Source organism: Pseudomonas parasichuanensis (genome assembly GCF_021601385.1).
GTDB lineage: Bacteria > Pseudomonadota > Gammaproteobacteria > Pseudomonadales > Pseudomonadaceae > Aquipseudomonas > Aquipseudomonas parasichuanensis.
The window spans coordinates 158092-180296 of record NZ_BQHO01000008.1 but is presented as its reverse complement, the minus strand read 5'-3'; the positions used below and the strand labels follow the sequence as shown (position 1 = coordinate 180296).

The window sequence follows — 22205 nt, the reverse complement described above, 5'->3', positions numbered from 1 at the left end:
CACCGCAGGTTTAGCTACATGGGCAGCTCGAGTATTCGCCAGGCTGCCTGGCTCATCGCATAGTCATGCATCCGCGGTTCTGCATCGATGCGTTGCAGGCGCCGCCAGAGTTCTTCGCGTGCGGCGTCGGGGTCATCCAGAAAAGTGTCGTTGACCAGCACCGCACGCAACCCGCGACGGTAGGCAACGGGCAGCCGCTGCCAGATCGCCCGTTGGGCGGAGGAAATGCCCTCAAGGAGCTCTTCGTATTGGTAGTCGGCCACCAGCAGGTCGACGCCATGTGCCTGGTAATACGCATCGACCTGGTCCCGTATCGCGGGCGTCAGCCAATCACTTTCCAGCTCCATGGCCCTGGCGACGTGCTCTGGAAACACCAAGCCCTCCGGCAGGGCAATGAACTGGTTGTCGGAAAGGTCCAGCACCGACAGACCGATGCCGTCGCTTGTTTCAGTGGGGGGTGGCAGTCTGTCCAGCCCCAGGGGCAAGTGCGTGAGGCTGGCATTGTCCAGGCTCACCAGTTGCAGGCCCCGTAGGTTTCCGATGTCGGGTGCGCGCAGCAGCGGGTTGTCGGAGAGGTCAAGGTGCAGCAGGTTGGGCGAGCGCTCAAGGCGTACCTGGGCCAGGTCGTCCCAGGTGATGCGGTTGCCCTGCAGGTCGAGCGAGATCAAGCGCAAGGGCACGGCCAGCTCTGGCAGCGTGGCGCAACGGTTGTTGCGCAGGTGCAGGCGCTCCAGCCGTGGGAAACGTGCGAGGAACTGCGGGTGGACCCAGGTCAACTGCGGGTTGTCACTGAGCTCGAGTTCTTCGACATGCTTGAAGTCGTCCGGCAGGGCGAGGCTGGCGATATCCTCATTGGTGAGTTCGAGGCCGGCCAGATCCAGCGCCTGGATGCCCAGTTCCGGGGAGACCGGGCTGGGTGAATCACGGTGCCAGGCGTCGAGGATCGGGCGTACGGCGCGCTGGCGCCGGGGCGAGCCGGCAGACCATTCGGCCAGGTCGTCGCGCAGGCGTTGCAAGCGCGTTTCCAGCCTGCCCAGTGCGAACTCCGGGGTAATGCCCTGACGGCGCCAGCGTGACAGGTCCGCCTGAAACTGCTGGTCATCGCCTCTGGGATACAGACGCCGGTAGCGACCACGGGTGGCGTCACGCAGCAACAGTGGCGGGTAGCCGCCGCCCAGATCGCCACCGCGCAGCCCGCCCTGTCGCCACCGCTCGGGAGCGCCGCCCCAGAGCCGTCTGGCCAGGCCCTGCCGGTCGTCCCGGGCCACGGCCAGCACCTGTTCGCGCAAACCTTCGGCGCCCTTGGTGCCCAGCCCCAACGCCTGCAACCGGGCGCTGGAAAAACTGTCGACCAGTGCGCGGCACAGGTCGTTGTCCACCTTGCCGGCTACCGGGCGCTCGCCGCGATAGGTCTCATAGCCCTCGGCGGACTTGATCAGGGTGTAGCGCTCGGTTGCCTGGCTGTCGCCGATGGCGCGCAGCACTGTTCCTTGGGGGCTGCCCGCGCGAAGCTCCAGGCGCAGCGTCGAGCGGCCGGACATGCGCTCGACGTACATGAGCACCAGGCGCTCGCTGTCGGTCGACGCCAGGCGCGGTAACCACACGCCTTCAAGGGCGCGGGTGAGGGGCAGGTCGCTTGCCACTCGGCGGGCGGCATTATCGAGCCAGGCCGGCAGTTGGCCAGTGCTGCGCTCGCTGGCCGATAGCCTGGCGACCAGGCGCCCGGCCAGGGGGCGGTTCAGGCGGGGATGGGCAATCAATAGTTGATCGGCCAGCGGGTCGGCTGGGCTGGCTGGGTCGTAGCAATCCTCGAACAGTGGCGCGTAGGCGAGGGTGGCGTCCTGCGCCATTAGGGCCAGAGCCTGCTGCTCGGCTCGCAGGCGTGCAAGGGTATCGGCCAGCAGCGGCGGCGTGGGCTTGCCGCGCAAGTGAACCTGGCGCAAGGCGTCCTCGTTCAGGCCGCACATTTGCGTGGCCCGGCGCAGCTCTTCGTCAGTGAAACCAGTGAACTCCGGCCCCAAGCGCCGTATCAGGTAGACCATGCCCCAGTCCTGGGGCTGTTCGTGCTCGGCATGCCAGGCGCCGTCGCCATTGTGCTCAAGCAGCGGCTGATAGGCATCGTTGTTCTGCGGATGAACGATGCGCCAGCGCTTGAGCCGTGGGTCGAGTCGCTGTTCATACAGGTGCCCGTCGATGCGGATGAAATACCTGCCGTCATGTTCGAACTGCCCGCTGACGTTGGCCTGCAATGTTTCAGGCAGGGCCATCGGGCTGCGGTAGGGAGCAAGCTCCGGGCGCCACAGCCGTCGGCTGCCGTCGGCCACCCGCACCTGAGCGAGGCTCTCCATCAGCGGGCTGTTGAACAGCTTTGGCAACGCCTTGCCGGCGACATGCAGGCCACCGATCAGGGCCAGGTTCAGCCCGACGGCCTCAAGGTGACGCAAGGCCAGGTGGCGATCGCCCAGGTGCCACGCCTCATAGCCCTCGTAGACCTCGTCCAGCAGTTGGCAGGCCATGACGGCAAGCAGCAGAGTGCCGACGCCAGGTACGAAAAAGCCGGCGACGGTCAGTACATCCATGCCAAGGCTCAGCCATTCGTCGAGGCGGCGCTTGCGCGCCTGCGCGTCGGCATCGGCGGTCGGGACTGCCAGTAGGCGCGCCTCTGTCTTGAGCCGGGCAAGGTGCCGATCCTGAAGGAAACCGAAAGCTTCGGCGGTCACCGGGGTGAGGGCCAGGTGCAGGTTCGCCGGTCTGGCGCGGACCCAGGTCTGCTCACTGATGCCGAGGCCACTGGCGTCGAGGTTCTGGCGCAGCAGGTCGAGGAACTGTGCGCGCTGGTCAAGTGAGAGGTAGGCCAGGAAGCATTGGCGGGCCTGCGGGTCGAGCAACCGTTGCGCCAGCGCGGCCTCCACTGACTGCTGATCCTTGCACGGTTGCAAGGCCGGGGAGTGATCGGGCAGGTACAACAGCAGGCCGGCCTTGCCTGCTTCGATCAGCAGCACGTCATGCAAGGGCAGGCCGAACAGCGCGAGCGTCCAGCAATTGCCGGGCTCACCGTTGAGCAGGCGCTCCACTGCATCGCGGTCGGCGCCGCTGAGGACGTGGCGCAGATAGCCGATATCAGCCGCCACCCGCAGGCGATCGCGCTGCACCGCCATGGCCAGGGAGCGCAGCCGTGCCTTGTCGCTGCCTTCGAAGATGTGCTGCAGGTGCTCCTGGTAACGTTGGCCCAGGTCGAGTTGCCTGCAACTGCTGGCAAAGGCCTGGGGCGTAAGGGGCAGGGCGCTGACCCGATAGGTCTCGGAGGTCATCTGAAAGGCAGCGGCAGGGGTGTCGAAACCGGTCGGCGCGAAACCCTCGACGGTGATCGGCTGCACGCTGATGTCGGCTGCCGCGGCGATGGCACTGTGGCTGGCGAACGACTCATCGCCGGCAAAGTTGAGCATTGCGGCCTGCAGCAGGCTGTGCCGTTGGCTGCTGTAAAGGAAGCGGGTGCCGAGCCAGGACCACTCGCGTTGCACATGCAGCAGCTGAGTGTCACGTACAGGTGCGAGCATGCCGTCTTGCGCAAGTTGTGCCTGCAGCAGCGGCTCGCAGAACTGGCTGATTTGCTGCAGCCCCTTGAGTGCGCGGGACAAGGCCTGTTGCGAGCCTGCCAGGCGATCCTGGCTGGCGAGCAGGGTTTCGCGCAGGCCAGCGGCGGCATTGTTGAACCAGTCGGCCTCTGACTCGGGTAGGCCTTGGGCGGGCACCAGTGCGCTGCGCAGGCTTTGCCAATGTACAGCTGGTATTGCTTGGGCCCAGTCAGGGAGCTGCTGTTCCAGTAGATGTTGGTGCGGGTTCATGTCCGAGTAGGGCATGCGGAGACTCCTGTTCGATTGAACGAACAGCAGGCTCCAAAAAGTTTAATCGGGTGCGGTAGATAGCTAATAGCGCAGGCGATAGAGAGGCAGACCGCAAGACACTGTGCTTGGCTATTTAATTGGCGCCATGGAATACGTGACCTTGATAGCAATATGCCGCTTGCAAAGTGATTTTCCTGCACCTTTAATTGTTACTGAATGTGAGTGTGGTGAAAGACTTTATAAGTGTTGAATATCAAGAAGTTAGGTTGGCGCTTCAAGCACTTAAGTGTTTATTTTCACAGGTGTGTCCATCCGACAACAGCAAGGGACGTTGACGCGCGATGAAACAATACTTGGCGGCTGTTGCCCGTAGATTCATATCGCCTTCCATGCGCTATGAGCTCAGAAATGTCTCAAACAAATTACGCGATTTTCTCGGGCGCGCCTGTTTCTGGCGCTGGGAAATAGCCCGCTTCCGCCTGCAGCAGGAAAGCCCCTACGAGATCCTGTACATCGGCCGCAAGCAGCGCCGGGAAATGGCCAAGCTGCTCATCGGCGGCAAGGGGCAGGCCAATGCACCCGGCGTCAACGATCAGGCGCAGCCTGCGGCATCTGGGCATGTGGTGGTGGTGAGCGAGATGCCGACCACAGGCGCCCTGAACGTCCCGCATTACCTGAGCGCCGTGGTGCCGTTGGGGCGCCCGCTGGAGGAGATCACCGCGCGCTACGACAGTGAGCTGCGGCGCAGCATCCGCAAGAACCGGCCGCTCTATCAGATGCGTCAGACCGTGGACGATGAGGAAATCGCCATGGCCGATCGTGAATTGCTGCGCCCTTATGCCTCGGCGCGGCAAGGCATCCACGCCGCGCAGTTTCCCACCGACGACGTCTTTCGCCTGGCCAAGGGGGTAGGCCGCCTCGACCTGATCACCCTGGAGGGCGAGGTGGTTGCCTGCCACCTGGGGTGCGAGATCACCCGCGGCGGTAAACGTTACTGGAGCACCTTGCGCTTCGGTTATTGCGAAGCGGTATTCGCTGACGCGAAACGCCTGCGCGAGGTCAACTCGATCACCACATTCATGGCCCTGGAGTGGGCCCTGGAACAAGGCTTCGATTATTACGACATCGGCCTGTGCGTGGCGCGGCCGGATGACGGGCTGCTGAAATGGAAAAGGCGGCGCGGTGGGGATATCGATGGCTTGAACAACCACGCGTACATGTTTGTCCGGCTGCCCAAGGCGGGGGTTGCCCAGTTCCTCTGGGACACACCGTTGTTTGCCGTCGAAGGCAACAAGTTGACGCTGCACCTGGGTGTGCCCGATGGGCCAAGCGATGAGGAAGTCGCCAGTCGATACCATGAAATGGTGTTCGGTGGCCTGCACAAGATCTATCTGTATGGCGCAAAAGGTTCGGGTGAGCAGTTCCTGGAAAACCTGCGCAGTCGATACGCCAGCGTGCAGTCACCGCCGACCATGGAACGGGTGGTGTCCAGCTGACGCTCGGTATTTCTAGTGGATGTTGCGCCAAACCAGCGGCGCTGTGCTCAAGCAGGGGGACATCATGGGAAGTGGTATTTCGAATTTCAGCGCACCGCCCACCCGGCATAACACCTGGACCTTGGCCGCCTACAGGAACATGGCCAGAAAGCGCCTTGGGCGCCAAGCGGACATCGACCTGAAAAGCATCGCCGACAAGAGCTGGGATATTGCGCCCGGCGAATCGACGGTCTCGCCTGCGGCGTACTACCTGCCTGGCCAGCTGGAGCGGGTGACCGGCTGGGAAGGCAAGCGTTTCTACCCCTATGTGCACCCCGCGCGCACCATGGAGGGCGGGGTGTGCATCGAGCAGGGCGCAACCCGTGGCTACCTGATCAAGGACGCCTGGCTGGTCGACGGGGCGCTCTACAAGGGCAATGCCAGCCATTGGTTATCGCGCAAACCCAGCACTTTCCCACGGATCAGCGTGGATCACGAGATCGAGCGTGGCGCCGTTTATTGCACGCAGAATGGCAATTCGTGGTTTGGCACCTGGCTGATGGAAGACTGCGTCACCTATGCCCTGGCCTGTGACGAGGGGGTGCCGGTAACCACCGCGCCGTCGGCGCGCTTCCCGCTGTTCACCCAGGCTCCGGCTTATGAAGACTGGCTGGATATGCGGCCACTGCGCCTGCACAGTGCGTTTTTCCGCGAACTGGTGCTGTTCGACGATCACTGCAACAACCGCAGCCGGCATGCACGTTACCGGGCGATGGGCCAGAAGTTGCTGGCGCATGTGGATGCAAAGCCCCATCCAGGTGTATTCCTCCTGCGTGGCGGCGATGGCGACCTGCGCTTGTTGCGTAATGAACTCGCCGTTGCCGAACACCTGGCCAAGACTCGCGGCTTTCGCATCGTCGACCCGCTCAGGGCCGACGTGCCGAGTATCGTCGCTGCCTGCGCCGGGGCGCAGGTGGTGATCGGCGTCGAGGGTAGCCAACTGGTGCACGGCGTCAACGTGCTGCAGCCAGGGGGTTGCGTGCTGACCTTGCAACCGCCGAACCGGTTTGTCAGTTACTACAAGTACCTGACCGATCGCGACCACCAGCATTTCGGCTTTGTGGTGGGGGTGCCAGAGGGTGATGGCTTTCGGATCGATGTGGCAGAAGTCGAGCGCACGCTGGACCTGATGCCATTGTGAGCGTGGCCCTGCGTTGATGCCGCAGGCTTAGAACCGGGGCGTTGATGTTTTGACTGTAAGCTCAACCATTAGCATTTGGCTTCTTATCAATGAAACAACTGGGGGCTGCCTGGTCGTTCCAGAGGGGGGCGGGCCGCCGCAAGGCTTTGGGTGGTAGCCCGAAAATAGCCGAAGATAAACTCCTTTCACAGCTATTTGCATGGGCTGTGTCACTGCCAAAACTGCGCATATTTCATCTGGCGAGAAATTGACACGCACAAGGGTCTTCGATTGAGATTTATTATGGTGTCGGATCGTTGACGTAATGTCATTGTGCCCATAAGCTCAAATTCAACAGCGAAACAGTCTTTGTTCCCCCAACAATAACGTTCATCCTCTTGCCCAGGAGGGGATTATGCGCTCGACACTCTTCATTAAATCGATTTTCCTGTTGGTCCTGCTGAGCGGTGCCGCACGGGCCGCAGATTCTTATATGAGCCATGCGAGCGTTATTCCTTTGGCGACGGCGGGTTGGCTGTTCGCTTTTGCCGTTATCGGTTTTGTCGCAGTCGCCAACAGAAGCAAAATTTAAACAGTGGCAAAGGCTTGCGGTTGTTTAAATGGGTAAGTTGCTTGAAGTTGCAATGCGTTTTAAGAATAAGCCAGTAATTTGACAGGCGTAATGCGCTGATGGCGGCCCTGGCATCCTACAGACGCTTGTCAATTTTCCTACCATTGCTATATTCCAGTAGCCGGCGAGCCTGACGCTGAGGTATCAGTGTTCAGGCGCAAGGCGGTACTGGCTTCCAGGATGATCGGGGCCATCGCGGCGGTGGTTTTCGCCGCGAGCAGAGCGAGATGTAGTGCGTTGTTCTCAATCAGTGCTCTTTGCAGGCCATCAGGCCGGAGGGACCCCATGGTACGTCTAATGTCTGCTGTGCTGTGCGTGCTGATGCTGTGGTCTGGTGCCGGCCGTGCTGACCCATCCGCTACCCCCTATCTGCTCAGCCCTGGCGACCGGGTGATGATTTCGGTCTGGCAGGAAGATACCCTGCGTCAGGAAACCACTGTCCTGCCTGACGGCAGCATCACCTTTCCTTTGGCTGGACGCGTCGATGTGGCCGGGCTCGACCCGACCGCTGCCGCTCAAAAAATCAGCGCCGGGTTGAAGGCCTACATCGCCGAGCCCAATGTCAGCGTCGTGGTGATCGGCACCGCCGGCAACCTCGTCTATGTGCAGGGCAAGGTAATCAAACCCGGGCCGGTGCCCATGGCAGGCCCTACCGCCGTGCTGCAGGCCTTGAGCATGTCGGGCGGCCTGGACAAGTTCGCCGACGAAAGCGCCATCAAGGTCATCCGTGGACAAAAAGTCATGCCGGTGCGTTACAAGGACCTGGTTTCCGGGCGTGACCTGTCCACCAACTTCCAACTCCAGGCGGGCGACACACTGGTCGTTCCCTGATCTGTCTGACTCAATATTAAGACCGCATAGTGCCAATTATTCGAACAACAAGCGTTGCAACGGCAATCATGATGATGCCGTTTTCCGGCCTGGTACAGGCCGCCAACTGGCAGTCTTCGGTCGTGGTTCCCACGACCGTCGAGTACGACAGCAACCCGCTGTTGCTGACGTCTGACGAGAAGGGTGTTATGCGCACACTCATCGAGCCCACCTACAACCTTGTCGGCACCTACGGCCGCGACCAGGTGAACCTGGGGCTCGGCGTGCATGTGCTGCGCTCGTCCGACACCAACGTGATGGGCAACCGCGAAGACCCTGATGTCAGCCTTGGCTGGCAGCGCGACACCGACAAGGGGCGCTTCGGGCTCAAGGCGCAGTATGTCGAAAGCTCGACGTTGTCCGGCAGCGTGCTGGACACCGGCGTGGTGACCACCGACGGCACCCAGAAGATGACCCTGCTGACGGGCAACTGGACCCACGCCCTTACCGAACGCACCACCCTGGACAACCAGACCACCTACTCCCACGCCCGTTACGACATCACCACGCTGACGGGCTACGACGAGTATGCCAACGCCACTACCCTGACATACGCCTGGAACGCTCGCACCGACGTGTTCACCGGCCTGCTGGTGCGCCGCTACGAGCCCGAGCAGACCGACACGGCGCGGGCCACCAACAGCTATACCCCGACGGTTGGCGTCAAGTATCAACTGACCGACCAGCTCGTAGGTACCGTGCACGCCGGCGTCAACCAGGTTTCCGGCTCCGGGGGCGGGCGTCGTGGCGAGGGCGGGGTGTTGCTCGACTACAGCGGCGAGCGTGCCAATGCCAGCTTCAGCGCCGAACGCAGCACCGTCGCCAGCGCCGAAGGCGGCTTCGCCGAGCTCGACATGGTGCGCGGGCTGTGGAGTTACGCCGTGAGCGAAACCAACCGCGTGGGCCTGGAAGCGTCCTGGCAGGACAGCAAGGGCCAGACGCCGAACACCTTGCAGACCTACAGCGCCTGGGCCAGCCACGAGTTCTCGCCGTTCTGGGACCTGCGCCTGTCGATGATGTACAAGGAACGTCAGCAGGACAAAGTGCCGGATGCAGTAGCTACGATCATCGGATTGACCCTGACCTACAGACTCCCAGACCTTTGACTTTCAGCGTGGGCCCGCCATGAAGACTGAATACGAGATGTCCGTCAAAGATTACCTCGCCATCATCAAGGACCGGGCCCTGCTGCTGGGGTTGAGCATGATCGTCATCCTCGCGGTGACGGTCGGGGTGGCCCTGACGGTGCCGCCCACCTTTCAGTCGACCGGCACCATCCTGGTGGAGTCGCAACAGATTTCCCCCGAGTTGGTTTCGGCGAACAACAACAGCTTTGCCGATGAGCGCATCGAAGTCATCCGCCAGCGCGTGATGACCCGCGAGAACCTGCTGCAGATCATGGACAAGTACGGCTTGTTCAACGACAAGGGCCGTCAGCTCAGCGAGTCGGACAAGATCGACCAGATGCGCAACGCGATCCTCGTCACCACGCTCAGCACCTTCGTCAAGGGGCGCGGCGAGACCACGGTGGCGTTCAACGTCTCGTTCGAGCACAAGCGCCCGGAAGTGGCCAAGGAGGTTGCCACCGAGCTGGTCACCTTGTTCCTCAACGAGAACATGAAGCAACGCACCGAGCGGGCCAGCGAAACCACCGAGTTCCTCACCCAGGAAGCCAACAAGCTCGGCGCCGAACTGGCCACCCTGGAAAACCAGCTGGCGGATTTCAAGCAGGCCAATGCCAATGCCTTGCCCGAGAACCAGGCGTTGCGCATGAGCATGCTGTCGCGTTCGGAGCTCGAGTTCCGAGAAGTCGATCGCGACTACAAGAGTGCCCAGGAGGAGCTTCGCTACATGGAGCTGGAGCTGTCGGCGGCCAATGCGGGCGTTGCGACCAAGACCGATGGCGCACGTTCGGGTGCATCCGACCAGATGCAAGACCTGCCCAGCCTCAAGGCGGAGTACGCCCGGCTGCTGACCCGCTATACCCCGGCGCACCCGGATGTGCTGGCGGTCAAGCGTAAGATCGATGCGCTGCAGGCCAGCGGCAGCAAAGCCAACACCGCCTCGGGCGTCAGCCTCGACGTAGCCCGGGCCCGGGCCAAGCTGGTGGCGGCCCAGGACCGCATCGCCTCGCTTGCCGAACAGAAGCGCCAGCTGAGCAGCAAGATCGAAGGTTACGAAGCGGAAATCCTTCAGGCCCCACAGGTGGAACGCGGCCTGGTCACCCTGATGCGTGACCATGACAACGCGCGTAAGAAGTATGAAGAGATCCGCGCCAAGGAAATGGGGGCGAAGATCACCGAAAGCCTGGAACAGGAAAACAAGGCTGAGCGCTTCGTGTTGCTGGAGCCGCCGCTGATGCCGGAGAAACCGGTAAAGCCCAATCGCAAGAAAATCGTCGCACTGGGCCTGGTGCTGGCACCCGCCGGTGGCGGGGCGCTGGTGATGCTGCTTGAGTTGCTCAATCAGCGAGTGCGGGGTGTCGGCGCTCTGGAGAGCGTGCTTGGCCGGCGCGTGCTGGTTGCCGTTCCGTTCATCTCCACCCAGGCCGAACAGGCGCGACGCAAGAAATGGCGAGTGTGGGCGATCATTGGCGCGTTGGTGATGGTGCTTGTGCTGTTGCTGCTCGTGCACCTGTTCTACATGCCGCTGGATCTACTACTGTTTAAAACTATGGCGCGGTTTGGCTAGGGAGCGCAGCAATGGACAGGAATACGCCAGCAATCGGCAAGGGCCTTCATCAGGTTTCCCCTACCGAAAAACTGCCCGCACCGCTGGTTCAGCGAACCGACGTGCTTGGCCCCTTCGACTACGTGCAAACCAAGGTGGTGCCGCTGCGCGCGGAGCACCTTGAGCGCCACCGGATCGTGGCCTACAACAAGAACTCGAACATGAACTGGGCGTTCGACCTGTTGCGCACCCAGGTGCTGCAGACCATGGAAGAGAACGGCTGGCGCACCCTGGCGATCACCTCGCCGACGCCTGCCGCGGGCAAGACGGTGCTGGCGATCAACCTGGCCATGAGCATTGCCCATCACACCAACAAGACTGCGTTGCTGGTGGATTTCGACCTGCGTCGGCCACGGGTCGGCCCCACCCTTGGCCTGCCGATGGACCGGGCGCTCAATGACCTGCTGGCCGACAAGGCGGGGCTTGAAGAGGTGCTGGTCAACCCGACGCTGCCACGTTTCGTGGTGCTGCCGACCCGGGAGCCGATCCCGATGTCCACCGAGATGCTGTCCTCGGCCAAGGTGGGCAACCTGATCAACGACCTGCGCGATCGTTACGAGTCGCGCATCTGCATCTTCGACCTGCCGCCTTTGCTCAGCTCTGATGACGCAATCACCGTACTGCCCAAGATCGATTGTGTGCTGCTGGTGGTTGCCAACGGGGTGAACAGCAAGAAGGATATCGAAGACTGCCTGTACCACCTGGCCACCGCCAACATGATCGGCGCCGTGTTGAACAAGGCTGAGCCTGAGACCCGAGACTATTACTGAATGGGGTTGGGACCCGTACCCCTGGGATCAAGCCCAGGGGTATTTTTTTTCCCAGTTCCAGGCGTGACGCACGATCGCGTCAAGCGAGGTATAGGCCGGTTGCCAGCCGAGCAGCTGCCTGGCCCTGGCGGCGTCCGCCACCAGGCGAGGAGGGTCGCCAGCGCGGCGTGGCGCGTCCTCGACGCAGACCTCGCGGCCCGTCACATCGCGCACGGTGTCGATTACCTGCTGCACGGAAAACCCCTGGCCGTTGCCCAGGTTGAGCACCGTGCTGGTACCCCCGGCAAGCAGGTAGTCCACCGCCAGTGCATGGGCCGATGCCAGGTCGGATACGTGGATATAGTCACGAATGCAGGTGCCGTCCGGGGTGTCGTAGTCGCGACCGAACACGGTGATGGCAGGGCGCCGTCCCGAGGCCGCTTGCAGGATCAGTGGGATCAGATGGGTTTCCGGCTCGTGGCGCTCGCCACATTCACCCTCGGGGTCCGCCCCGGCGGCATTGAAGTAACGCAGGCACACCGAGCGCAATCCGTAGGCGCGGTCGAAGTCCTGCAGGACCTGCTCCACCATCCATTTGCTGCAGCCGTAGGGGTTGATCGGCGCCTTGGGGTGCTGTTCGTCGATCGGGACATACTGCGGGTTGCCATAGACGGCGGCGGTGGAAGAGAAGATCAGCCTCCTTACCCCGGCGCGAACCATAGCCTGCAGCAGCACCAGGGTTGCCGTCACATTGTTCTGATAGTACTTGCCAGGCTCGATGACCGACTCGCCCACCTGGATGAACGAGGCGAAATGGAACACCGCATCGAAGGTGTATTCGGCGAACAGTGCGTCCAGCGCAGGCGCGTCGGCAATGTCGAGCTCCACCCATTTGATCTCGGGGCGGGTGGGTGCGATGTCAGCCACCACCACGTCATGCCCCGCCGTCAGCAAATGCTTGACCATGTGCGAACCGATGTAGCCTGCACCACCGACCACCAAGAACTTCATGCAAACCTCCTGGAAGCTGCTGCCCGTGTGGACGTCCTTTGACGGCAACCGGGCTCGCCGATTGCCGCAACAGGCCTTTGCAGACTCTAGATGGCTATTTGAGGAACAGCCAATTGGACATGCGTTGGCCATCGAACGCTATGGTGTACCGCCCATTCTCGTAGCGTGCCGGGAGCTGGGTTTCCTGCCCTGCGGCGTTGCGGGTGAACAGTTTCAAACCGGGCGAGGCCTTGATGCTCAACGTGCCGCTCAGGGGCTCGACATGGAAGGGTGTCTTGTCATCTTCGCGGGGTACGGCGCGGGTGCCCAGTGAGATCAGCAGCGCTCGCGACTGGCCGAATGGCTTGGCATCGAGGCTTTGCACCGCGACGCTGGCGTAGGGGGTCTGCAACTGCACCTGGATGTCGCTCAGCTGGATCGACTGGCCACCCAGCCAGCCAGTGGCCACCTGGGTCAGCGCAGTGTCGATGGTGTACAGGCCTTGCTGCCAGTTACGCTTGAGCTCGCCGGTGTCGCTGACGGATTCGCTGGCGTTGGCCCCCAACAGCGGCTGGTCAGGGTCGAGCAGCACCTTGGCACCGTCCGGGAGGGTGCTGGCCTGCAACCACGGCAGTTGTGGTGTGGCTGGCATGGCGATCTGCAGCCGGCCCTGGCCCCAGGCCGTGCGCAGCAGGGCCGAGCTGTTTGGTGTGATGGCACGGTTGTAGAGGGTCTCGGGCGTAGGCGCAAACACATAGCGCGTGGTGGCCTTGCGCACATCGCCGCGGCGGTAGAGCAGGGCGGCGGCGGGGAGGGTGGCGAGCATCGCCGGGTCGTTGTAGGCGTGCCAGTTGTCAGCCGTGCGCCAACCTTCAATGAACTTCTGCTGGCTGTAGGCGTACTGCATCAGCCCGTCCCAGCCTTGGTGGCTGGCGGTACCGGCGATGTACAGCGGCAATGAGTGGCGGTCGGGGGTGGGAAACGGCTCGGCGTTCCACTCGGTAACCGTCATCGGCTTGCCGACCACCTGGGCCGCTGCGAGCCAGTCGACCAGGCCGTCGCTGGTCAGTGGGTTGCGCTCCAGCTGCCCGCCGCCGCCATAGCTGTGAGCGTCGATCACATCGCCCGTGGTCAGTGCCGGCAGCGCGCTCAGGCCATTGCCACCCCAGGTGCTGGTGGTGACGATCGGCACCTTTACACCAAGCCCGCGCAGGTGCTGGATCATGTCGACGTCAAAGCGGTGCTCCAGGTCGTTGAGGAACAGCTTGGATGGGCCATGCAGCCAAGTCATCTGGATCTCGTCGACATTCAAGTGTTGGCGTTTGGCGAAGCCCTCGGCCTTGGCTTTGAACCATTTGTAGTGCTCGGGCACGTTCTTGTCTTTCAACAGGGCATTGCCGAAGTGCTGGGTGATGTCGTTCTCGTTGGTAATCAGCACCGCAGCAACGGCCGGGTCTTCCTTGTAGGCCAGGCCGGTATACGGATTGAGATGGGTCAGGTACTGCTCGGCGAAACGTTTCATCGCCCGCTGCAGGCTGGTGTTGACATAGGCGTAGCCTTTGAGCCCTGCGGCGCCGTGTGCCTTGGGCAGCTCATCGAAGTTATCGATGCCATCACCTGCGGTGAGCGGGCGCTCCACATGCAGGTCCAGCCACACATAGATCCCTTCGTCTTTCAGGCATTTGATCCACAGGTCGAGCTTGCGCAGCGACTCCTCACTGAGCTGCTGGGTGTTCGCCAGGCGGGTCATGTCGCCGAAGATATTCGGGCTGACCCAGGGCGAGTCGTGATGATGCAGGCGCACCAGGTTGAAGCCCAATGCCGAGAGGCGCCTGGCCTGCACCTTGATCTCCTCGTCCGGGGTGCCGAACAGGGCGTAGGCCGTGAGGTTGGTGCCCCAGAAGCGTGCCGGCGTGCCATCGGCGAACTGCAGCTGCTCGCCCACCGCTTTGACGAAGCCGCGCTTGCCCGCCGGTATTTCCTGCGCGTTGAGGAACGACAGGTCGACCGGTGACGTACGCCAGTCGAGCTGATCGTCGGGCCAGCTGGCCGGGTCGGCCAGGCCGAAGCGCTCGGTGGGCGTCGGGGCAATGGCGATGTCGCCGCTCACCTGCAACTGCGCCTTGACCTGCTGGCGGCCGGGCTCTATCGCGCCACTGTAGAAGAACGCCCGGATTTCGCTGGGGTTGCCTCGTTCGAAGTACACCCTGGCCAACGCCGGCTCGAAGCTCATCTGAAGCCGGCGCCCTTGCGCATCATTGCCCCATGACCATCCGCGATTGCCGGGCAACAGTTGCGGAGCGCCCATCTCACCGGCGACCAGTGCCGGGTCGAACTGAAAGACCACGCCACCGCCCTCTACCTTGGCTTTGCGGCTATGGGCATTGAGGTCGAAGTTCCAGGCCAGGGTGCGTTCGCCGGGCTTGCCGATGTCCGCCTTGAGGTCGAAGTCCAGGTCCTTGTTCCTGCCCTCCAGGGTGTAGCGATAGGGAGCGTTGACCTTTAGTGCGGCATAAAAGCCAGTCCAGTCCCATTCAGCGCCCCAGAAGTCGAACTTGGCAATCATCGCCGGCCCGCCACCGCGGGTCACGGTCGGCAAGCCGTTCTGTTCCTCCACCTTGACCGTCCAGGCCTCAGCGTATGCCACCAGCGGCAGCATCGTCAGGCCAGCCAGGAGCGAGGCCCGCAGCAACGGGCGCAGTGCAGATGACTTCATTGTCGTTTTACCTGAGTTGGAGGCCGCGCTGAGGGATGCCGGCGGACTGGGTGGCGCGGAGCCTGCGGACCATCTGGATGTAGGCCACCCCCATGCCGGCAACGGACCAGTACACCACGGGGATCACCGTGATGCTGCTGACGGTAAAGATGATCACCAGGATGCCCACCAGGGTAGCCAGCAGCGCCCGCCCGAGCTGGCGCTGTTCGTCATCCTTGTCCGGGAATGCCAGCATGGCTTTGCGAACCCCCCGCAGCACGCAGGCGAAGAACGCCACGAACAGTCCCAGCCCCACCAGGCCAACCCTGAGCGCAAGGTTGAGGTAGGTGTTGACGATGTCGATGATGCCGTCGCCCTGGATCATCGATTGCATTTCCGGGGTGTCGCGAAAATCGAACGAGCCGAATAGCAGGTTGCGCTGGATGACGATCCACGAGTTGTCGAGCAGGCGCTCGCGGTAGGTGATGTTCTCTTTTTCCAGGTTGCCAATGAACGGCAGCATGTCGAGGACCTTCTCGCCCCCCGGCATTACGGTCAGCAGAGGAATGGCCAGCACGCCGGCGAGGGCCAGCAGGGTGAGGCGCTTGACTGCGCCTTTGCCGGTGGCGATGAACACGGCAACGATGATCGCCACGCCGATCCACGGGCCGCGTGACAGCGGTGCAACCAGCCCGGCCGCCAGCAACAGCGCCCCCATGGCACGTTGCAGGGTGCTGCGCACATATCCCTGGACGAACAGGAACAGGCCGATCGCCACACTGATCACATAACCCAGGGCGATCGCCTGGCCGGTGGTGACGCTGGCACGCAGCGAGCCGCCGCGGCTCAGGTAGCTGGCCATGCTCCATTGCACGCCCATGGCCTCCAGCAGGGCGTTGTACAACAGCCAGTGGCGGACGAATTCGGCCACGCCGATCAGCGCCAGGACGAAGCCGGCCAGCACGAAGGCCAGCAAGGCGTCCTTGAAATCGCTGACCTGGCGCAGGGCACGGCTGGCCACGTAATAGGGCAGGAACACGTCGATGTACAGGTACAAGGCCTGGCGCAGAGTATCGGTGACGGTGGTTTCGCGCAGGTACAGCGCGCCGATCAGGACGATGCTGGCAGCCAGCAGGCGGTCTGGCCAGAGGCGCCCGAAACCGGGCGTGTCGGCTTGCCTGCGCAAGGACAGGGCCGCAGGCAGCAGCACGCACAGGGACAGCAGGCGGACGTGGTTCAGGTCGAACAGGTAGTTGATCACCCCGAAGCCGGGTATCGGTACCGTGGCCGGGGGCATCACGAACAGCAGCATGAAGAACAGCGCCATGATGTTGCGCTCGCGCCGTCCCGCCAGGTACATGATGACCGCCGCCGCCGCGGCGTATACCCAGAAGCTGTACGAGACGAAGGCCAGCAGCGTCAGGGCGAACCACAGGTTGCGCCGCCGCTTGAAATCGCGCTCGGGGATCAGGTCGCTGGCGGGGCCGCGCGCGAGCACGAACACCACGGTGGCGAGGAACAGAATGACGATCAGCGCACGAAAATGTTCAGGCATTGGCTACGGCACCTATCCGCTGGTGGAGGACAGCTAGCATCATGGCTAATTGAAACTATAGTGACTTCTTAGACATCCAGTCAGGGATTGAAGCCATGCCGTCTATTGATGTGTCAGCATCGGTGAGTCTTCGCAAGCGTGCATTGGGGGCCGGGGCCTGGAACCTGGTGTCGTTGGTCGCCTCGCAGGTGATGCGCCTGGGCGGCAACCTGATCATGGCCCGTTTGCTGTTACCGGAAATGTTCGGGGTGATGGTCATCGCCACCACCGTTTCGGTACTGCTGCACCTGCTTTCCGATGTCGGCCTGCGGCAGAACATCATCCAGAGCCACCGTGGCGACGACCCGCTGTTTCTCAATACGGCCTGGAGCGTGCAGATCGTCCGTGGTTTCGTGCTCTTCGCGCTGACCTTGCTGCTGGCCCTGGCTGCCTGGTTCGCCCAGTTGGGCAACCTGTGGCCAGCAGACTCCACCTACGCGGCGCCCGAGCTGCCAATCGTACTGGCGGTGACCGGCGTTTCGGCGATCATCTACGGTTTTCAATCAACCAACATAGATGTGGCGGTGCGCACTTTCCAGCAGAAGCGCGTGGTGCTGGTTGAGCTGGCATCGCAGATCGTCGGGCTGATCGTCATGCTGGTGATCGGCTACTTCACCCGCTCCATCTGGTCGCTGGTGATTGCCGGCCTGGCGGGCGCCCTGACCGGCACGGTGCTGGGCCACCTGGTGTTCCAGGGCCCGAAAAACCGCCTGCAATGGGACCGCGGCGCGCTGAATGAGCTGGTGTCGTTCGGTCGCTGGATCCTGTTGTCCTCGGTCGTTGGCGTGCTGGCCATGTACGGCGACCGTATGTGGTTCGGCGCCAGCATGAGCGCCGCCGAGCTGGGGGTGTATTCGATCGCCGTGCTGATCTTGGGCTCGCTGCAGACCGGCCTGTTGAAACTGGTCGGCACGGTGGCGCTGCCGGCGTTCAGCGAGGCCGCCAGGGAAGGTGACCATGCGCGGCTCAAGGCGCTGTATTACCGTTTCAGGTTGCTGGTGGACCTGGCCATGCTGTTCACCTGCGGTGTCTTCATCACCGCCAGCCCACTGCTGATCGGCTGGATGTACGACGAGCGCTATGCCGCCGCAGGCACTATGCTCAGCATTCTGTCGTGGTCGTTCTTCACGCTGCGCTACACCCTGGCGCATCAGATCTGGATCGCCCAGGGGCTGACCAAGTACCAGGCCATGGACAACATCATCCGCCTTGTCGCGCTGTGGCTGGGGTTGCCGTTGTTACTGGCCATCGGTGGCGTGCAATGGGCTATCTGGGGGGTTGCCCTGCACACGTTCCCGACCTTGGTACTGATTGTGTATGTCAACCGCAAGCTCGGTATCTTCAGTATCTGGCGCGAGCTCATGGTGCTACCGATGATCGCCGTGGGTGCGCTGTTCGGTGAGTTGGCAACGCGTTTCTTCAACTGGCTTTGAACCCCTTGCAACAACGCGCGGTGCCCAGGCGTCGGCGACAGCGGTTTACCTGGTGTTGGCACAACAATGGTGGGGGCTGGGGATCATGGGCAAGCTTCTGTTTTGTACACAGCTGTCGGGGCGCAGGGTGTTCCTGCGTAACTGTGCCGTGCTGGGTATCGGCGCGGCGGTGTTCGGCAAGGTGATGGCCGAAGCGCCTGTCACCTCATCAGGTGAGCCTGCCGGCAGCACCGCCCCGGGTGGATTCGTGGTCATCAACGGCTGGGTCCTGCCTTCGCACTATTTTCGGGACGGGCAGGCATGATCCGCGATTACCAGGCGCAGAAGACCCTGCGCGAGGATTATGACGTCTGCATCATTGGCGCCGGGCCTGCAGGCATCACGCTGGCGCTGCGCCTGGCGCAAGCTGGCTGGAAGGTGGTGCTGGCAGAAGGCGGCGGGCACGAGTATTCGCCGCGTTCGCAGGCCCTGTACAAGTGCACCTCGACCGGCCTCGAAATGTATCCCCAGGAAACCCGTCTGCGCTACCTGGGTGGCACCTCCAATCATTGGGCAGGCCGTTGCCGGCCTTTCACGCCGTCCGACTTCGCGGTCGCGCCCCAGAGTGAGCTGCCTGGGTGGCCTATCGCCTATGCCGAGGTCGAGCCTTACCTGGCAGCGGCCATGGAAATCGTCGACCTGCCGCCAGGCGCGCAATTCCAGGCAGAAAACGCAGGGCTCAAGGGGGGGGACTTCGAACCGGACCAGTTCCTGCTCAGCCCGCCGACGCGCTTTGCGCAAAAATACGCCTCGGCGCTCAACGACACCCCAGGGCTGGACGTTTTCATCAACTGCAACTGCGTCGACCTCGAATTCGACCAGGCCACGGGGCGCCTGGCGGCAGCGGTGGTGTCCGACTATGACCTGCAACGCCAGCGGCTCGTGGCCAAGCACTACATCCTGGCCACAGGGGCACTGGAGAACGCCCGGCAATTGCTCAACAGCGCAACCCTGCGCAAGGCCGGCGTGGTCACCCACGATGGGCTGGTGGGGCGCTGCCTGATGGAGCACCTCAATGTCGAGATGGGCACCTTCATCCTCGAGGATGGCCAGGATGGCGAACCGCGCCAGTACTACACCACCGATGCCTTCGTCAGCGAGTACAAGGCCGGCAAGGGCAATGTTTCCGCCACGGTACTCGATGAAGTGCGCACCTTCGGCCGCACCGCCGAGGTCAAGCACTTCCTGGAGAACCTGTTGTGCGAAATGGACCTGGCCCACAAATTCGATTTCATCGCCAATTTCAGCTGCCCGGGCGAAGGGGTGCTCAGCACCATGATCGAACAGTACCCCAATGCGCAAAGCCGCCTTTCGCTGCTCGATGAAAAGGACGAACTGGGCGTGTACAAGGCCAACGTCAATTGGGCACTGACCCCCAACGATCGTCACACCATCCAGTGCATCGGCAGCGAGCTGGCCAAACAGTTCGTCGAGACGGGCCTTGGCTTCGTCAGACTGAACGAATACGTCTACGACGCCGCGATACCGCTGAAGATGGAGCCCCACGCGCACCACATGGGCACCACGCGCATGGCCGCTTCGGCCCAGTTCGGTGTCGTCGACCGCGACTGCAAGGTATTCGGCACCGACAATCTGTATGTCGCCGGCAGCAGCATCTTCGCCACCGGCGGCGCCTCCAACCCCACCATGCCGCTGTTGCAGTTCGCCCTGCGGCTGGCGGATCACCTAGATGGCAGGTTGAAATCGACACGTGGCGCGCCCGCCTGAGCGTATCGCGCGGTGTCATGGCGACAGTAGGGCGGGCAAGGGAGTGAGTGCGGGGCGGTCAGCATCAACAAGAACGAGACCGTGATCGCCTCAGGGACAGTCCAGGATTGCTTCATTTGCGAGGCTAGCAGCATGTATGGATGGATACGCAAGGCCATGGCCAACTACGCCAACTCGACCGGACGCGGCGGCGCGACCTACAAGAAGTTCTGCAACCCGAATGCCCGTGACTGGGGCGCTTACCTGACCCGTTGGGGCAAGTTCTACTCCGTGGGCAGCAATGTCCATATCAACCCGGGGTGCAATGTCACCGACCCGCGGCTGGTGCGCCTTGGCAGCAATGTCGGGCTCTCGGACTGCACGCTGATCGGGCACGACGGCGTGGTTGCGCTGATCGAGATCTGTTATGGCAAGCAACTCGATTCGGTGGGCTTCATCGACATCCGCGACAACTGTTTCATCGGCCATGGCGCGATCGTCATGCCGCGGGTGACCATAGGGCCGGACTCGGTGGTTGCCGCCGGTGCCGTGGTCACCAAGGATGTGCCGCCCGGTACTGTGGTCGGAGGCAACCCGGCGAAGTTCATCTGCACCACCGAGGCGCTGATCCAGCGTGTCGAGGAGCGCTGCGCCGCCTACCCCTGGATAGACCTGGTCAAGCAACGCCAGGGGGCTTATGACCCGGCATTGGAGCCGACGCTGGCCGCGGCCAGAGGCCAGTATTTCTTCGGGGATGGCAGCAATGGCTAGCAAACCTGTCGATGTGATGGTCGTCAACTTCAACACCGCCGGCTTGTTGCAGCCGATGTTCGATGCCCTGCGCCAGGCCGACGGCGACAAGCTGGCGAGCTACCTGGTGGTGGACAACGCCTCGGTCGACGATTCGGTCGAGCGCCTGGCCAAGGTCTGCCCCGAGGCTGTGCTGGTGAGCAACCAGAAGAACGTCGGTTTCGGTCGGGCCAACAACCAGTTGCTGGCGCACCTGAACGGTAAGTACGCGCTGCTGCTCAATACCGACGCCTTCGTCGCCAGGGATACCCTGGACAAGACCCTCGAATACATGGACGCACACCCTGAATGCGGGGTGCTGGGCGTGCGACTGGAGGGGCGCGACGGCGACCTGCAACCTAGTTGTCGCTACTTCCCGACGCCCTTGAACGTGTTCGTGGCACGCACGGGCCTCGGGCGCTTCTTTCCGGGGCTGAAAATGGTCGATGAGATGAACTGGGACCATGGCTCGGTGCGCGAGTGCGATTGGTTGCCTGGCTGTTTCTACCTGGTACGGCGCGAGGTGCTCGACCAGGTGGGCCTGTTCGACCCGCGCTACTTCCTTTATTACGAGGAGGTCGACCACTGCAAGCGGGTCAAGCAGGCCGGCTGGAAGGTGGTGTTCTATCCGCACACCACGGTGGTGCATATCGGCGGCGAAAGCTCCAAGTCGGTCGCTGAGCTTGAGGCGGCCAGCCGGCAGATATCGGCCTACCAGATCGAAAGCGAACTGCTGTATTTCCGCAAGCACCATGGGGTCCCGGGTTTGATCCTGCACATGCTGCTGGTGACCCTTGGCGACCTGGTGCTGGCGCTTAAGGCCTTGCTCAAAGGACGGGGGCGGGCGGCCATCAGCGCCTGCTGGCGGCATTGCCGGGCCACCTGGGCGTTGCTGTTCGACACCCGTTTTGCCAGCCAACCCACACGGTAGGTGATGCCATGTTCGAGAATATTCGTGCCGATTTGCGGGCCCACGGCGGTGACTGGGGGGCCCAGGGCTTCTGGGTGTTGCTGGTGTACCGCTTCGGCCGCTGGCGCTACGGGGTGCGCCCGGCCTTGCTGCGCAAACCGCTGTCGCTGGTCTACAAGGTACTGTTCAAGTGGGTGCAGATACTGACCGGCATCGAGTTGCCCTGCGAGGTGCAGATTGGCCGCAACTTCGTCATCGACCACTTTGGCGGCATCGTCATCAGCGGCTATGCGCGTTTTGGCGACGATTGCCGGATCCGCAATGGTGTGGTGGTGGGGCTGAAGAACGTCAGCGAACCGACCGCCCCGGTGTTCGGCAACAACGTCGATATCGGCGCCGGTGCCAAGGTGCTGGGCAACATCCGCATTGGCAACAACGTGGTCATCGGCTCCAACGCCGTGGTGCTGGTTGACGTGCCGGACAACTGCCTGGCGGTGGGTGTGCCGGCGACCGTCAAGGCGCGCAAGCCGGCCGAGGCCGTGCCGTGCTCATGAGGCAGGCGGCACTG

17 protein-coding genes are annotated in these 22205 nt (G+C 62.7%); 13 read left to right on the top strand and 4 right to left on the bottom strand.

Translation table 11 applies throughout. The annotated features are described in order from the left end of the window. Nucleotides 1-14 precede the first annotated feature (14 nt). A complete protein-coding gene (locus L6D77_RS09465) occupies nucleotides 15-3860 on the bottom strand; it encodes a dermonecrotic toxin domain-containing protein (RefSeq protein ID WP_232881544.1) in 3846 nt (1281 codons plus the stop codon). A gap of 326 nt (nucleotides 3861-4186) precedes the next feature. Here L6D77_RS09465 and L6D77_RS09460 point away from each other — a divergent pair, with 326 nt between their 5' ends. The 7 genes from L6D77_RS09460 (at nucleotide 4187) to L6D77_RS09430 (ending at nucleotide 11501) form a co-directional block, all read left to right on the top strand. Next, nucleotides 4187-5341, top strand: a complete 1155-nt coding sequence (locus tag L6D77_RS09460; RefSeq protein WP_232881542.1) for a GNAT family N-acetyltransferase — start codon at nucleotides 4187-4189, stop codon at nucleotides 5339-5341. A 64-nt stretch (nucleotides 5342-5405) separates the two neighbouring features. Continuing rightward, nucleotides 5406-6521, top strand: a complete 1116-nt coding sequence (locus L6D77_RS09455; RefSeq protein WP_232881540.1) for a glycosyltransferase 61 family protein — start codon at nucleotides 5406-5408, stop codon at nucleotides 6519-6521. 394 nt (nucleotides 6522-6915) lie between these two features. Beyond that, nucleotides 6916-7092, top strand: coding sequence for an EPS-associated small membrane protein EppA (gene eppA, locus L6D77_RS09450; RefSeq protein WP_178125794.1), 177 nt, complete (start codon nucleotides 6916-6918; stop codon nucleotides 7090-7092). Between the two features lie 324 nt (nucleotides 7093-7416). Next, the gene (locus L6D77_RS09445; protein WP_232881538.1) at nucleotides 7417-7962 is read left to right on the top strand and encodes a polysaccharide biosynthesis/export family protein; all 546 of its coding nucleotides are present in this window, start codon (nucleotides 7417-7419) and stop codon (nucleotides 7960-7962) included. A gap of 74 nt (nucleotides 7963-8036) precedes the next feature. After that, nucleotides 8037-9107 carry a hypothetical protein gene (locus L6D77_RS09440; RefSeq protein WP_269807377.1) on the top strand — a complete coding sequence of 357 codons (1071 nt, stop codon included), beginning with the start codon at nucleotides 8037-8039 and terminating at the stop codon, nucleotides 9105-9107. A gap of 19 nt (nucleotides 9108-9126) precedes the next feature. Continuing rightward, complete coding sequence (locus L6D77_RS09435; RefSeq protein WP_232881535.1) at nucleotides 9127-10692, top strand: GumC family protein; 1566 nt, start codon at nucleotides 9127-9129, stop codon at nucleotides 10690-10692. A gap of 11 nt (nucleotides 10693-10703) precedes the next feature. Beyond that, nucleotides 10704-11501: a CpsD/CapB family tyrosine-protein kinase gene (locus tag L6D77_RS09430; RefSeq protein WP_232881533.1), complete on the top strand. Its 798-nt coding sequence runs from the start codon at nucleotides 10704-10706 to the stop codon at nucleotides 11499-11501. A gap of 27 nt (nucleotides 11502-11528) precedes the next feature. Here the strand turns inward: L6D77_RS09430 and galE are convergent, their stop codons facing one another. From galE to L6D77_RS09415, 3 genes are all read right to left on the bottom strand, one after another. Continuing rightward, a complete protein-coding gene (gene galE / locus L6D77_RS09425) occupies nucleotides 11529-12491 on the bottom strand; it encodes a UDP-glucose 4-epimerase GalE (protein WP_232881531.1) in 963 nt (320 codons plus the stop codon). A gap of 94 nt (nucleotides 12492-12585) precedes the next feature. Next, complete coding sequence (locus L6D77_RS09420; protein ID WP_232881529.1) at nucleotides 12586-15186, bottom strand: glycoside hydrolase 5 family protein; 2601 nt, start codon at nucleotides 15184-15186, stop codon at nucleotides 12586-12588. Nucleotides 15187-15193: 7 nt separating this feature from the next. Beyond that, nucleotides 15194-16720, bottom strand: a complete 1527-nt coding sequence (locus L6D77_RS09415) for an O-antigen ligase family protein (protein ID WP_232881527.1) — start codon at nucleotides 16718-16720, stop codon at nucleotides 15194-15196. A gap of 95 nt (nucleotides 16721-16815) precedes the next feature. Here L6D77_RS09415 and L6D77_RS09410 point away from each other — a divergent pair, with 95 nt between their 5' ends. From L6D77_RS09410 to L6D77_RS09385, 6 genes are all read left to right on the top strand, one after another. Continuing rightward, on the top strand, nucleotides 16816-18192 hold the full coding sequence (locus L6D77_RS09410) for an oligosaccharide flippase family protein (protein ID WP_232881525.1): 1377 nt from the start codon (nucleotides 16816-16818) through the stop codon (nucleotides 18190-18192). A gap of 85 nt (nucleotides 18193-18277) precedes the next feature. Beyond that, nucleotides 18278-18496 (top strand): hypothetical protein, encoded by a 219-nt coding sequence (locus L6D77_RS09405; protein ID WP_232881523.1) that lies wholly within the window; start codon nucleotides 18278-18280, stop codon nucleotides 18494-18496. After that, nucleotides 18493-19959: an FAD-dependent oxidoreductase gene (locus L6D77_RS09400; protein ID WP_232881521.1), complete on the top strand. Its 1467-nt coding sequence runs from the start codon at nucleotides 18493-18495 to the stop codon at nucleotides 19957-19959. Before L6D77_RS09405 ends, L6D77_RS09400 begins: the two co-directional genes overlap by 4 nt. A 132-nt stretch (nucleotides 19960-20091) precedes the next feature. Next, the gene (locus L6D77_RS09395) at nucleotides 20092-20709 is read left to right on the top strand and encodes an acyltransferase (protein ID WP_232881520.1); all 618 of its coding nucleotides are present in this window, start codon (nucleotides 20092-20094) and stop codon (nucleotides 20707-20709) included. Next, nucleotides 20702-21658, top strand: a complete 957-nt coding sequence (locus L6D77_RS09390) for a glycosyltransferase family 2 protein (RefSeq protein ID WP_232881518.1) — start codon at nucleotides 20702-20704, stop codon at nucleotides 21656-21658. Before L6D77_RS09395 ends, L6D77_RS09390 begins: the two co-directional genes overlap by 8 nt. Nucleotides 21659-21666: 8 nt before the next feature. Beyond that, nucleotides 21667-22191 carry a serine O-acetyltransferase gene (locus L6D77_RS09385; RefSeq protein WP_232881516.1) on the top strand — a complete coding sequence of 175 codons (525 nt, stop codon included), beginning with the start codon at nucleotides 21667-21669 and terminating at the stop codon, nucleotides 22189-22191. The last annotated feature ends 14 nt before the right edge of the window (nucleotides 22192-22205 follow it).